Annotated in this window: 13 protein-coding genes; all 13 read right to left on the bottom strand. The window is 37.2% G+C overall.

Going from position 1 to position 13478, the window contains the following annotated elements:
* Positions 1–56 precede the first annotated feature (56 nt).
* Complete coding sequence (locus AB8P06_RS00840; RefSeq protein ID WP_369836604.1) at positions 57–1019, bottom strand: cell division protein FtsQ/DivIB; 963 nt, start codon at positions 1017–1019, stop codon at positions 57–59.
* Between the two features lie 86 nt (positions 1020–1105).
* A complete protein-coding gene (gene murC, locus AB8P06_RS00835; protein WP_369836601.1) occupies positions 1106–2476 on the bottom strand; it encodes a UDP-N-acetylmuramate--L-alanine ligase in 1371 nt (456 codons plus the stop codon).
* A 12-nt stretch (positions 2477–2488) separates the two neighbouring features.
* The gene (locus tag AB8P06_RS00830; protein ID WP_369836598.1) at positions 2489–2773 is read right to left on the bottom strand and encodes a hypothetical protein; all 285 of its coding nucleotides are present in this window, start codon (positions 2771–2773) and stop codon (positions 2489–2491) included.
* Positions 2774–2821: 48 nt separating this feature from the next.
* A complete protein-coding gene (locus tag AB8P06_RS00825; RefSeq protein WP_369836595.1) occupies positions 2822–2965 on the bottom strand; it encodes a hypothetical protein in 144 nt (47 codons plus the stop codon).
* 18 nt (positions 2966–2983) lie between these two features.
* Complete coding sequence (gene murG, locus AB8P06_RS00820; protein WP_369836593.1) at positions 2984–4087, bottom strand: undecaprenyldiphospho-muramoylpentapeptide beta-N-acetylglucosaminyltransferase; 1104 nt, start codon at positions 4085–4087, stop codon at positions 2984–2986.
* A gap of 70 nt (positions 4088–4157) precedes the next feature.
* Positions 4158–5396, bottom strand: a complete 1239-nt coding sequence (locus AB8P06_RS00815) for an FtsW/RodA/SpoVE family cell cycle protein (protein WP_369836590.1) — start codon at positions 5394–5396, stop codon at positions 4158–4160.
* Positions 5397–5474: 78 nt separating this feature from the next.
* Entirely contained in the window at positions 5475–6803 is a 1329-nt protein-coding gene (gene murD, locus AB8P06_RS00810) for a UDP-N-acetylmuramoyl-L-alanine--D-glutamate ligase (protein WP_369836587.1), read from the bottom strand.
* A gap of 82 nt (positions 6804–6885) precedes the next feature.
* Complete coding sequence (gene mraY / locus AB8P06_RS00805) at positions 6886–8127, bottom strand: phospho-N-acetylmuramoyl-pentapeptide-transferase (RefSeq protein ID WP_007841983.1); 1242 nt, start codon at positions 8125–8127, stop codon at positions 6886–6888.
* A gap of 49 nt (positions 8128–8176) precedes the next feature.
* On the bottom strand, positions 8177–8548 hold the full coding sequence (locus tag AB8P06_RS00800) for a four helix bundle protein (RefSeq protein WP_369836584.1): 372 nt from the start codon (positions 8546–8548) through the stop codon (positions 8177–8179).
* A gap of 45 nt (positions 8549–8593) precedes the next feature.
* The gene (locus AB8P06_RS00795; protein ID WP_369836582.1) at positions 8594–10054 is read right to left on the bottom strand and encodes a UDP-N-acetylmuramoyl-L-alanyl-D-glutamate--2,6-diaminopimelate ligase; all 1461 of its coding nucleotides are present in this window, start codon (positions 10052–10054) and stop codon (positions 8594–8596) included.
* 83 nt (positions 10055–10137) lie between these two features.
* A complete protein-coding gene (locus tag AB8P06_RS00790) occupies positions 10138–12129 on the bottom strand; it encodes a penicillin-binding transpeptidase domain-containing protein (protein ID WP_369836579.1) in 1992 nt (663 codons plus the stop codon).
* Positions 12113–12478, bottom strand: a complete 366-nt coding sequence (locus AB8P06_RS00785; RefSeq protein ID WP_007842000.1) for an FtsL-like putative cell division protein — start codon at positions 12476–12478, stop codon at positions 12113–12115. Before AB8P06_RS00785 ends, AB8P06_RS00790 begins: the two co-directional genes overlap by 17 nt.
* Positions 12479–12584: 106 nt before the next feature.
* A complete protein-coding gene (rsmH, locus tag AB8P06_RS00780; protein WP_369836575.1) occupies positions 12585–13478 on the bottom strand; it encodes a 16S rRNA (cytosine(1402)-N(4))-methyltransferase RsmH in 894 nt (297 codons plus the stop codon).

Genomic DNA, 13478 nt, shown 5'->3' with positions numbered 1-13478 from the left:
TTCTGTTAATAGGGTTTGCATCCTATTTTTTATTAAATGGTCCTTTCAGGACTCTTTTATTCTATTTTAACTTTTGCTTTCGGCTTTGCTGCCGGTTTCTTTTCCGTTGCTTTTTTTGTTTCCTTCGGTCTTGTTGCTTTAGGTTTTGTGCTCTCCTTCGGTTTTGATGAAGCAGAACCTGATTTTTTTATTTCTGCCGGCTTTGGTTTTACTTCTGTTTTCTTTACAGCTGCCGACGCCGGAGCTTTTGCCAGCTCTTTATTTCCTGCTTTCAGAATACTGTCGTTTTCTTTGAAGTAAGGATTTAAAGTGGTTACAATCTGATTCTGGTATTTTACAGAGACCATATTGTATTTCTGAGGATCCTGATAGACCAGATATTTTTCAACAAATGTTTTAAAGCCTTTTACTTTAAATTCAATATTGTCTAAATCGCCGATTTCCACTCTGTAATTTCCTTCACTGGTCAAAAGATTGTAATCATCTTTATATTTTGATATTCCAATGAAATACTTTTTACTGAAATCATCTTTATCAATTTTCCCAACCAGTTCAGCCAGTTTTTTATATTCATCCGGATTTACATTTCCGGTTACCAGCATACACGGATGTGAGTAGGTTCTGGAGATCGGAAATTCCACTCCTTTTCCGTCTACATAAAAATCTTTTCCGTCTTTATTCAACCTGAAAACCGGAACTCTTTGCTTGATATCCAGATTGAGCTTTCCATTCAGGTTCAAATATACATTGGCACTGTCCACTGCCGGAAGGGCATTGATTTTCTTTTCCAGAGCCGGAATATTCAATTCTCCTACTTTTCCAGACGGGTTTTCTTTTTTTACAATTTCTTTAATATCCTTTTCATCAATGAAGTATACCGGAGTTTTTTCATTCATTTTTACAGAAATCTTATTATCCGTAATCTTCTGACCACTGAATCTCTTCAACGAGAAACTCAGCAGGAATCCTAGAATGATTACTGTGATAGCAATTTTTAATATTCTGTATTTATTCTTCATATTTTTATGTACAATGTATAATGTAAAAAGTACAATGTATTAATTATGTTATATTATTATTTTTCACTTTTTATACAAAATACATTTTACAATGTACTTTGTACAAAACCTAGCCATTCACAGATAGGATCATACAGGGTGTCTATATTTCCTGCGCCTACGGTGAGAAGGATGTCAAAATCTTTTTCTTTTATTTTTTCAAATGCATCTGATAAAGCAGATACTTGTTTTTTATCCAGTGTCACTTTTTCCAACAGCCAGTCTGAAGTAATTCCTTCAAAGTTTTCCTGAAGTTCTCTTGCCGGGTAAATATCCAGTAAGATCAGTTCATCGGAATTGCTCAGGCTTTCTGCAAAACCATCTGCAAAATCTCTTGTTCTGCTGAATAAATGCGGCTGGAAAACCACCAGGAGCTTTTTATCCGGGTAAAATGTCTTTATCGAGCTTACTACGGCATTGATCTCTGTGGGATGGTGCGCATAGTCATCGATATAGATTTTACCGTTTTGATAATTATGTTTGGTATATCTTCTTTTAATTCCTTTAAAATTGGCGATCGCTTTTTTCAATGTTTCAAAGTCAACACCTAAATTGTGGAGAATAGCCAGTGCAACGGTAGCATTTTCCACATTATGAATGCCCGGAATTTCCCAGATGAAATCTTTTATTGTTTCTGTAGGGGTATGAAAATCAAAATAGATCTTATCATAATCCATACGGAGATTATCTGAATAATAATCGGCTACTTCGTTTACAGCGTAGGTGTGATGATCTCTCCCTATTTCAATGCCTTTTCTTACAAATAGCTGTTTATCTTCAGGAACTAAAGCAGCAAATTGTCTGAATCCTTCTTCAATATGGCTTTTATCTCCGTAAATATCGAGGTGATCGGCATCTGTTGATGTGATTACCGCCCAGTCCGGGGAAAGATTAAGGAAACTTCTGTCGTACTCATCGGCTTCTACCACTGAATATTTTGTTCCATTGTAAAGGAAATTCGATTTAAAGTTTTCAGAAATTCCACCGAGAAAGCATGAAAACGGCAAATCAGCTTCTTTGCACAAATGAGAAACCAGGGTAGAGGTTGTTGTTTTACCATGGGTTCCTGCAACCGCGATGCATTCTGTGTTTTCGGTAATTAATCCTAAAACTTTTGCCCGCTTTAATACTTCAAACTGCTGCTGATTGAAATAATCCAGAATACTCAATACTTTAATGGCAGGGGTATAGATTACCAATGTGCTTTCATTTTGAAGCGAGGTTATTTTTTCATCAATAACATCATTAAAAACAATATCGATTCCCTCATTCATCAGTTGCTGAGTGAGCTTGGTGTTGGTTTTATCGTAGCCCAAAACTTTTTTGCCTGATGCGTTAAAGTAGCGGGCCAGGGCACTCATTCCGATGCCCCCGATTCCAACGAAGTAAAAAGTCTGATATGTTTCTAATAATTTCATTTTTCTCTATAATTATTGATAATTGAAAAGCTTTTCTTTATCCAGTGCATATGAGTCTCCCTGGTATAAAAAGAATTCCAATATGGCGTCTTCTAATGTTTCATACGTAAACCCATTGGCGATCCAGAAATAATACTGGAAACCTATCGCGTTCTGATTGGCCAGATAATCAGCTTTTATCATTGCAAGGCCATTGATCTCATTTAGAAGATTATCAATTTTCTCTTTGCTTACACCTTTATTCAAAAGAATATTTACATTCATATTAATGTACTTCTTCCCTGTATCTATATCCATAAAAAGGGTAGCCTTGTCTTTATTACTTATCTTAATAAAAGTATCTTTCTATTCTAAAATTTCATAGCCTTTGCCTTTCAAATGGGTAGCAATAGCTGAAATATTAATATCTGCCGGTTTTACAAGCGTTTGTGCTGTAAACAGATTTACTAAAAAGCAAATCAACAGGGTTGTCAGTAATTTAGTTTTCATAGTAGTTGTTTTTTGGGGTTATATTTTTTTTATTATTTCATCTACAATTTCTTTTGCTGCGTTGGGCTTTGCAAAATATTTAAGGTTTTCAGACATTTCTTTTCTTAAGTTTTCACTTCCGCAGATCTCTTCCAGAGTGTTCCAGAATTTCTCCTGCATTTCGGAATCTTTCACCATTCTGGCTGCATTTTTTTCTACCAGATTCATTGCATTTTTGGTTTGATGGTCTTCCGCTGCAAACGGGAAAGGAACCAGTAAAACCGGCTTCTGGGCAACCGCAAGCTCTGAAATGGCAATGGCTCCGGCTCTTGAAACGATAATGTCTGCTGCAGAATAAGCGGTTTCCATATCTTTTATGAATTCTTTTATCTGAATTTGAGATGCTTCGGTTTCACTCAGCATGACTGTTTCAGAAATTTCTTTATAATCCAGTTTTCCTGTCTGCCAGATCAATTGATAATCTTTACCAATGATTTCTTTTAAATGAGATTTCCAGGCATTGTTCAATGTTCTTGAACCTAAAGAACCGCCTACGGAAAGAATGGTCAGCTTATCTTTATTCAGCCCCATTTTTTCTTTGGCAGCCCCGGTTTCTTCCATTCCTGAAATAATATTTTCACGGATAGGATTGCCCAGAAATTTTATTTTCTCTGTCGGGAAACCTTCTACTTTCGGATAGGCTGTGAAAACGGCTTTTGCTTTTTTGCTTAATATTTTATTGGTCACTCCTGCATGGGCATTCTGCTCCTGAATAAAAATCGGGATTCCCATTTTGCTTGCTTCGTAAAGGGCCGGTCCGCTTGCAAAGCCTCCGGTTCCCACTGCAAAATCCGGAGCAAAGTTTCTAATGATCCTTTTGGATTTTGACAGGCTTTTCAAAATTTTGAATGGAAGTCCTAAATTCGACAGCATATTTCCCCTGTCGATTCCGGCGATATCAATGCCTTCAATTTTATAGCCGGCTTGTGGAACTTTTTCCATTTCCATTTTTCCGTTGGCTCCGATGAACAAAAATTCTGCATCAGGAAATCTTTTTCTGATCTCATCTGCAATAGCGATAGCCGGGAAGATGTGTCCTCCTGTTCCGCCTCCGGATAATACTATTTTTAGTTTTTTGTTCATTTTTTTTCTTGTACAGGACTGCATCCTATTTTTTGTTAAATCGTCCAGTTGGGACTCTTTTCGTTTTATATTATGCGATATCGTTTATTTCTGCTACGCTTTGTTTTTTGCCCATTCCTTCTTCATCATAGATCTGAATTCTTGAGCTTATATTTAAAATAATTCCCAGTTGCAAATAGGTTACCAGCATTGATGTTCCCCCGTAACTTATTAAGGGAAGAGGCTGTCCCGTTACCGGAATCAGATTAATGGCTACTGCAATATTGACTGAAAGCTGTATAAAAATCATCACTCCGAGGCTGAGAACGAGCAAGGACCCGAAAAAGGCAGGCATTTTACTGGCTATCATTACAATTCGGATGATCATAATCAAATATAAACTTATCAGGAAAACGGCACCAATTACTCCGTATTCTTCTACAATTACTGCGAAAATAAAATCCGAGGCAGATTGGGGAAGCATTTGTTTTAAAGCACTTTTCCCTGGTCCCATTCCTGTAATTCCACCGTGAACGATGGCTGCTTTCGCCTGCATTACCTGATAATTTTTTGCTTTTACACTTTCATCATCTACATCTGCTGTTTTTGCCTTGCTTGAGGTAAATGTTTCCACACGGCTCATCCAGGTATGTACACGGTTTCCACCGATCATGTTTGTATTCAATGCAATCAGCAGGAATAAAACAATGGCTACAAATGATGCGGAAATAAATCCTGCAATGTATTTCCAGTGAAGCTGTCCTATAATCAAAACCACCACGGAAACCATTAAAATCATTAATGCCGTGGAACCATTATCTTTTGCCACCAATACAAAGACAAGTAGAATTGGCCCAAAGATGTACATAATGTTTTCTATCGGCAGCCTTTCACGCGTTATTTTCTTGGTTAAATATCTGCACAGGTAGATGATTAACATTAAGAATGCGAATGACGATGGCTGGAACGAAATGGGTGTTCCCGGAATTTTAAGCCATCTTGAAGCACTTGCTCCATCGATGGTTTGTCCCGTAAACATAGTCACCACTAATAAAACAATCATTAAACCGAGCAGGATACTGCTGAGCTTTCCGATGTATTCGTATTTTACGGTTCCTACCAGTCTCATGATTCCCAACCCTAACACTACGAAGAACATATGCTTGATAACGTGACCTGTTGTAGTCCCGTTATTAACGATATATTCGAGATTCGAACTTGCAGAATATACAGGGAAGATAGAGAAAATGGAGATCACAAGAATGACCATCCAAAGTACTTTATCGCCCTTTAGAAACTCGAATCTGCTTTCTGTGTTCTGTTCGTCCATATTATTGTATTCACGTATTGATGTAAAATGTATTGATGAGTTAAAATCATTAATACGTTACTACATTCCTACCTATTCCTAATTTTTTAAAACCTGTTCTTTAAACTGACGGCCTCTGTCTTCATAGCTTTTGAATAAATCAAAACTTGCACAGCATGGGGATAATAAAACGGTATCTCCGTTTTTTGCCAGCGATTTTGATATTCTTACTGCTTCTTCCATGCTTGAGGTGTCATAAATAAACTCTTTTTTGTCTTTAAAGAAGTTGATAATCTTCTGATTATCAATTCCCAGGCAGACTATTGCTTTCACTTTTCTCTTAACGAGATCCTCAATTTCCGAGTAATCATTCCCTTTATCCTGTCCACCGACGATCCAAACCGTAGGCGTTTTCATGCTTTCTAAGGCATAGTAGGTTGCATTTACATTCGTTGCTTTGCTGTCGTTGATGTATTTTACGCCATCAATTTCAGTTACAAATTCGAGCCTGTGCTCCACCGCCTGGAAAGTCATTAATGAATTTCTTATGCTTTCATTGCTGATTTCTAATATTTTACCGGCGATTGAAGCTGCGAGGCTATTGGCAACATTGTGGTTTCCCAGTAAAGACAATTCTTCAATTTTCATGGAGAATTGGTCTTTCAGCTTAACCACCAAGGCATCATTGTCTATAAAACCTCCCTCACTCAGACTTTCTTTTGTTGAGAAAGGGATCATTTTCGCTTTGATCTCCAGCTTTTCAAGAATATTTTTGCTCATTTCATCATCCTTATTGTAGATGAAAAAATTATCATTCTCCTGATTTTCGGCTATTCTGAATTTTGCCAATGCATATTCTTCGTAGTTGTAGTTATACTGATCGAGGTGATCCTGTGATAAATTCAACAGCAAAGAAATATATGGCCTGAAATTCTGAATATCATCCAGCTGAAAAGAACTTACTTCCAGAACATAATATTCATGGTTTTCATCAGCAACCTGTTTTGCAAAACTGTAGCCGATATTTCCGCCTAAGCCTACATTCATTCCATCGCTTTTAAGGATGTAATAGATCAGAGACGTTGTTGTTGTTTTTCCATTGCTTCCCGTGATCGCAATAATTTTTGCATTCGTAAATTCCGAAGCAAATTCTATTTCGGAGGAAAGCCTGATTCCTTTCAGATGAATTTTGTGAATGATATCCGCTTTTTTAGGAATTCCCGGACTTTTTACAATCCAGTCGGCATTCAGAATTCTTTCTTCGTCATGATTTTCTTCTTCAAATTCAATATCATTTTCAGTCAGAAACTGCTTATAGTTATCCTTAATGGCCCCCTTGTCTGAAAGAAATACTTCCAAACCTTTCTTTTTAGCCAAATAAGCAGCGCCGCATCCGCTTTCTCCACCTCCTAAAACAACTATTTTCATATCAATTTTCTGTATTTATGTACATTGTATTTATGTATTTTTAAATCATTAATACGTCAATACATTTTACTTTTTACAAAGTTTATCTCATTTTTAATGTGATGAGACATACAATTGCCAACATTACACCGATGATTATCATCCTGTTCACTATTTTGCTTTCGTGGAAACCTTCTTTCTGATAATGATGATGTAACGGAGACATTTTAAATAATCTATTGTTCTGGGCATATTCCAGCCCATATTTTCTTTTTCTGTATTTGAAAACAATGACCTGCAGCATTACAGATATGTTTTCGATTAAGAAGATTCCGCACAAAACGGGAATCATTAATTCTTTTCTTAAAATAATCGCTAAAACAGCAATCACACCGCCCAGCATCAAACTTCCCGTATCACCCATAAAAACCTGTGCCGGATAGGTATTATACCAGAAGAAACCGATTACGGCACCCACCATGGCGACAACAAAAATCGTCGTTTCACCCATATTGGGGAGGAACATGATATTGAGATAATCTGCAAAGATGATGTTCCCGGAAACGTAGGTGAAAAATGCGAGGGCAAGCAATATGACTGCACTGGTTCCTGCTGCAAGGCCGTCAATTCCATCGGTGATATTGGCACCGTTTGAAACGGCTGTTACGATGAAAATTACAATCGGGATGAAAACGATCCAGGCCCATTCGTGAGCATCTTTATCATTCATCCAGAAAAGCATTCCGCTGTAATCGAACTCATTATTTTTAGCGAAAGGAACGGTAGAAACAGTGATTTTTTCCGTAGGCATAAAATTCTGTTCCACATTATTTCTGTTTACCACTTTGGCATCTGCATATTTTCTTTTTACGGTAATGTCAGGATGGAAATACATTGTAACTCCGACGATTAACCCTAATCCGACCTGACCTACAATTTTAAATTTCCCGCTTAACCCGTCTTTATTTTTTTTAACCTTCTTCAAATAATCATCCACAAAACCAATCGCACCCATCCAAATAACCGAAACAATCAGAAGGACGATGTAAACATTTGTAATTCTTGTAAACAGCAAAACCGGAATTAGGGTTGCAAGAATAATGATCAGTCCTCCCATTGTAGGAGTTCCTTCTTTTTGTTTTTGTCCGTCTAATCCAAGATCACGTACCAATTCTCCCATCTGTTTTGCTCTCAGATAGTTGATGATTCTTTTTCCGTAGACAAGAGCGATGGTAAGAGATAATAGAACCGCTATTCCGGCACGGAAGGAAATGTATTTTAACATTCCGAGTCCCGGGATGTGGATTCCATGGTTGGTAAGATATTCGTATAGATAGTATAGCATGCTTCTTTTTTTAATTTAAAGATTTAATTTATTTAAGAATTTAAAGATTCTATTTTCTTTCAATATTCTCTTTTAAATATTTAATAAAGTTTGAGATATTTGAAGAAATTTCTCTTGAGAGATTAATTATTTCTTCAGCTACATTTTCATCTTCTAATTTTAATCTTTTACTTACGATCATCATACTTCTAACTTCAGCGCAACTGCCTTTTGCAATTTTCAAATATTTAATAAATTGTCTGTTATTATTATATTCAGAGCCTTCTGCAATATTATTTGATATTGGAAAACCGGCTCTTTTTATTTGATTATTAAATTCAAATTCTTTTTCTAAGCTTTGATTTTGAAGGAATTTATAAATGCTCACAATTAAATCTAAACTCTTGCTGTAAACAGGGAAGTTTTCGAAATTTTTTGTCATCTTCTGAATTTTAAATTTTTAAATCCTTCAATTTTTAAATTAATTCTATTTGCTCATCAATTTCCAAAGCTCATTAATTACTTCTTTGTCGTCAAAATGATGTTTTACACCATTAATCTCCTGATAGTTTTCGTGTCCTTTTCCGGCTACGAGAACAATATCTTTCGGTTCTGCAAACTTTATGGCCATTTTTATGGCTTCTTTTCTATCGGGAATTGAAGTGTATTTGCTGAAGTTCTGAGGTTCAACGCCTGCTTCAATTTCTTTTATAATCTGTGCCGGATCTTCTGTTCTCGGGTTATCTGAAGTGATGATTGCCAGGGTTGATTTTTTAGTGGCAATATTTCCCATTTCAGGTCTTTTGGAGTGATCTCTGTCGCCCCCACATCCAAAAACGGTAATCAGTCTTTCATTTTTTGTCCTGATATCATTAATGCTGTCCAGGATATTTTCCAAAGCGTCCGGTGTGTGGGCATAGTCTACGATAAAGAATATTCCGCCATCGGATTTAAAGGTTTCAAATCTTCCGGAAACTCTTTTTAGCTTGCTGATGGCCTGAAGGATTTCACCCTGTTCAAAACCAAGTTCAGATGCAATTCCGAAAACAAGCAAGAGATTATAGACATTAAACCTACCTGTTAAAGTGGTCCAGAATTCTTTTCCGTTGAAATTCAATAACATTCCATTGAAATCAACTTCCAGAAGTTTTCCGTGATAATCAGCCATCGTTTTCAAAGCATAAGAAATTTTCTTTGCTTTTGTATTTTGAAGCATCACGTTTCCGTTTTTATCATCCATATTGGTGATAGCAACAGCTGAATCTTCCAGCTCATCAAAAAACCTTTTTTTCGTTTTCAGGTAGTCATCAAATGTTTTATGATAATCTAAATGATCGTGTGTAAGGTTGGTAAATCCGGCTATCTTAAAATGTAATCCTTCAATTCTGTTTTGAGAAATCCCGTGAGAGCTTACTTCCATGAAGGCAAATTCACAACCTGATTCCACTGCTTTTGCTAAGATCCGATTGATCGTAATCACATCAGGAGTAGTATGGGTTGCGGGAATTATTTCTTCTCCGATTCTAATCTCCACAGTTGAAAGTAGGGCAGAATTATACCCTAAGTTTTTGAAAACATCAAACAGAAGGGTAGAAACCGATGTCTTGCCATTAGTTCCCGTAACTCCGATCAGCTTTAGTTTTTGTGACGGATTTCCATAAAAATTCGAGGCTAACTGTCCTAAAGCTTTTGATGAATCTTTTACTTTAACATAGGTAACGTTTTCATCCAGGCTTTCCGGAAATTCTTCACAAACAATTGTTTTTGCCCCTTTTTCTACAGAAGACTCAATAAATGAATGTCCATCCACAACCGTTCCTCTCACCGCAATGTAAAGAGCGTTTTCGGAAACCTTTCTGCTGTCGAATACCAATGCGGAAACTTCACGGGTATTGTCGCCGTGAATTTCTAAAACTGGAATTCTGTTTAATAATTCAATTAATTGCATTTTTTTGATGCGTTTTGTTTTTCATTTTTAAACAGGATTTTCATCCTATTCTATTTTAATCGTCCCTTCGGGACTCTTCTGTTTTAATTCTGCAGAGATAAATAAATTCTCTGGTTTTTACTGATACTTGTGCCTTCCAATGGGAACTGTTCTTTTATTCTTCCCACTCCTTTATAGTCGACGCGGTATCCTAAGTTTTCCAATTGGGGGATTACGTTTTTACCGATTAATCCTACTACGCTTGGCATTTGTTTATTATTGACTGCTATTTTCACATTAGGCTCAACCATTTTATTAAGATTTACCTTTCTGTCGACAAGCATTTCTTTTTCGATATTCTGAGGTGTTTTCAGGAAGGTCTTCCCTGCAATTTCCTTGAAAACGGGGGCCGAAACGGTACCACCGTAAAAACCTTTTGCCGTATTCGGTTCGCTGATCATTACATAGCAGGTGTATTTCGGACTATCAGCCGGATAGAATCCTGCAAATGAGGCCCGGTATTTCATCGGACCGGGCAGCCAGTATTCAAATCTTGCAGTTCCTGTTTTTCCGGCCATTTTAAGGTTAGGTGTGAAGATACTTCTTCCGGTTCCTTTTTCTACCGCCTTTGTTAATGCGCTGGTCATCATTTTTACCGCTTTCTCCGATGCCATTTTATTGACCATTACCTCCGGTTTTGCCTGATACATTACCTTTCCGTCCTTCATGATCTTATCAATGAATAAAGGCTTCAGCATTTTTCCGCCATTGGCAACTCCATTGTAGAAGGTTGTTAACTGTAACAGGTTGATATTTGATGAATATCCGTAAGCGATAGAGGCTAATGTTGCTGCATTCCACCTTTTATTTTCAGGTGTTACGATTTTAGGTTTTGCAATACCAGGAAGCTCAATATCCATCTTGTCGAATAATTTCCAACGTTTTAAATGGTCAAGAAAAATCTGTGGCTTATCTGCGTAATATTTTGTGATCAGTTTTGCCGTTCCCACGTTACTGGATTTTGCCAATACGTCACTGATGTCATATGTTCCGCCACCGTGACCGTCTGAAATTCTTTGTTTTGCGTAAGTCCAGACACCGTTTCCTACATTTACGGTTGTATTTTCATCGATGAAGCCGTCATCCATTGCTGCTAAAAGCGAAATGGTTTTGAAGGTGGATCCTGGTTCGATATTATCTTTTAAAGCATAATTGTATGAATCTTCGTAATCTCCGGAGTCTGTTCTTCTTAAATTAACAAGAGCACGAACTTTACCGGTTTCAACTTCCATTACGATTACCGTGCCGTGTTTGGCTTCGAAATTGATCAATTGCTTTTCCAGTGCGGAATGTGCAATATCCTGAATTCTAAGGTCTAAAGTCGTATAAACATCTTCTCCGTCAATAGGTTCCTGAACTTTCCAGAAGTCAATCGGTTTCCACTGGGAAGAGTTGATTCTCTGCTCCAGCCTTTTTCCGTCGGTTCCGGTCAGGTATTTTGAGAAAGCTCCTTCAAGGCCGGATTTGTATTCACCGTTATCCATTCCGATGGTTCCGGCTCCGATTTCTGAAGTTGCCAGCTCTCTTTTGTAGTTCCTGTCTACGATAAAGCCTCCTTTATTTTTACCTCTTTTGAAGATCGGGAATTTTCTGATTCTGTCATACTGATCGAAATCCAGGCCTTTAGCTAAAGTATAATATTGGTTTTTCTTTTTTCTTTGTTCGTCGAATTTTTGTCTGAATTCACCTCTTGATTTCCCGAACATTTTGCTTAAAGAATCCGTCAAAGCACCGATATTGTTGCTGTAAACCGTGTCTTTCATGGTTTTGAAATCGAGATAGATGTCATAACGCATGACGGTGGTTGCGAGGATGGAACCGTCTGAAGCAAAGAGATTTCCGCGGGCAGCTTTTAAAGTGGCCTCACGGTAGTTTTTATTGATATAATCGTCTTTGATTTCCTGAACATTGGTATTTTGAAGAATAACAATCCTTGTCAAAAAAAGTACAAACACGCACAAAGCTACCACTGCGAAGAGGTAGCCCCACCTTAACGTTTTTTTACGTTTGTTATCGTATTCATTTTGCTTTTGCATCTGTACTATCCAATTTTATTAACAGTTTGTGAGGATGGTTTTCCAGTGTCATTAAAGAATCCCTTGCCACTTCTTTTCCCAGCTCCGATTCCATTTTTACTTTGATCAGCTTACTTTGTGCGTAAGCGTTTCTCGATTTATATTCTTCTGTTTCTTCTTTTAAGGCATTTACAATTTTGATCTTCTTATTGACAAGGTGATTGCTGTAAATCATTGCCATCATCAGGACGAACAGCAGTAAAAAATACTTGTAGTGTATTTTTATCTCATCGCGGTTCAGGAAATTTCCTTTTATAATGTCTATAAAAGTTAATTTCTTCTGAGGGCGATATGTTGTTCTTTTTGCCAAAATCTTTTTATATCAATTTGCTTTGCAGTGAATTCATTTTGTTTATCAATAGTCGATTTTATGTATTTATTTGACCATTCACAATTCACCATTCACACATTCATTTTTAAACCTTTATTCCTGTTCTCATTTTTGCACTTCTTGCTCTTGAGTTTTCTTCAATCTCCTTGTTATCCGGGATGATTGCTTTGCTCTTAAGCAGCTCAAATGCTTTTTTATAATTTCCGTAAATGTCTCTTTCAGGTTCCCCTTCAAACATTCCGTTTTTCAAAAATCTTTTTACCAGACGGTCTTCTAAAGAGTGATAAGAAATGACTACCAATCTTCCTTCAGGTTTCAAAACATTATAAGCCTGAACCAGCATTTCTTTTAAAACTTCCAGCTCCTGATTCACTTCAATTCTTATCGCCTGAAAAAGCTGGGCGTAAAATTTATTTATTTTATGAGGCGGAAGGTAGCTGAACAATTTTTTCAGGTCTTCCGTGGTCTCAATACTTTTGCTTTTTCTATGGTGTACGATATCTCTCGCCAGTTTTCTTGCTTCCCTGAGCTCGCCGTAATAGTAGAAAATATCTGCCAGCTGCTCTTCTTCATAATCGTTAATGACTCTTTTGGCATCAAGGCTTTGCATTACGTTCATCCTCATATCCAAAGGCGCATTGCTTCTTGTGGAAAAACCTCTTTCGGCTTCATCAAACTGATGAGATGATACCCCAAGATCGGCAAGAACTCCGTCAACCTGGGCAGCTCCATACATCAGTAAGGAGTTTTCCAGAAATCTGAAATTCTGATTGATCAGAGTAAACCTCGGATCATCTATCGTATTTTTAAGAGCATCCAGATCCTGGTCGAAACTGTACAGTTTACCTTTATCTGAAAGCCTGCTCAATATCTCTCTTGAGTGGCCACCGCCACCAAAAGTGCAGTCCACATATGTTCCATCCGGATTCGTCACCAAATCATCAACACTCTGCTTCAACAAAACGGGATTATGATACAT

The organism is Chryseobacterium tongliaonense (assembly GCF_041224435.1).
Taxonomy (GTDB): Bacteria; Bacteroidota; Bacteroidia; order Flavobacteriales; family Weeksellaceae; genus Chryseobacterium; species Chryseobacterium tongliaoense.
This window is presented reverse-complemented; position numbering and strand designations above follow the sequence as displayed.

Coding starts and splice junctions, on each gene's coding strand:
- AB8P06_RS00825 (WP_369836595.1), bottom strand. CDS start 2,965: ATGAAAACTAAATTACTGACAACCCTGTTGATTTGCTTTTTAGTAAAT.
- AB8P06_RS00830 (WP_369836598.1), bottom strand. CDS start 2,773: ATGGATATAGATACAGGGAAGAAGTACATTAATATGAATGTAAATATT.
- AB8P06_RS00800 (WP_369836584.1), bottom strand. CDS start 8,548: ATGACAAAAAATTTCGAAAACTTCCCTGTTTACAGCAAGAGTTTAGAT.
- murD (WP_369836587.1), bottom strand. CDS start 6,803: ATGAAAATAGTTGTTTTAGGAGGTGGAGAAAGCGGATGCGGCGCTGCT.
- murC (WP_369836601.1), bottom strand. CDS start 2,476: ATGAAATTATTAGAAACATATCAGACTTTTTACTTCGTTGGAATCGGG.
- AB8P06_RS00815 (WP_369836590.1), bottom strand. CDS start 5,396: ATGGACGAACAGAACACAGAAAGCAGATTCGAGTTTCTAAAGGGCGAT.
- AB8P06_RS00790 (WP_369836579.1), bottom strand. CDS start 12,129: ATGCAAAAGCAAAATGAATACGATAACAAACGTAAAAAAACGTTAAGG.
- AB8P06_RS00795 (WP_369836582.1), bottom strand. CDS start 10,054: ATGCAATTAATTGAATTATTAAACAGAATTCCAGTTTTAGAAATTCAC.
- AB8P06_RS00840 (WP_369836604.1), bottom strand. CDS start 1,019: ATGAAGAATAAATACAGAATATTAAAAATTGCTATCACAGTAATCATT.
- mraY (WP_007841983.1), bottom strand. CDS start 8,127: ATGCTATACTATCTATACGAATATCTTACCAACCATGGAATCCACATC.
- rsmH (WP_369836575.1), bottom strand. CDS start 13,478: ATGTATCATAATCCCGTTTTGTTGAAGCAGAGTGTTGATGATTTGGTG.
- murG (WP_369836593.1), bottom strand. CDS start 4,087: ATGAACAAAAAACTAAAAATAGTATTATCCGGAGGCGGAACAGGAGGA.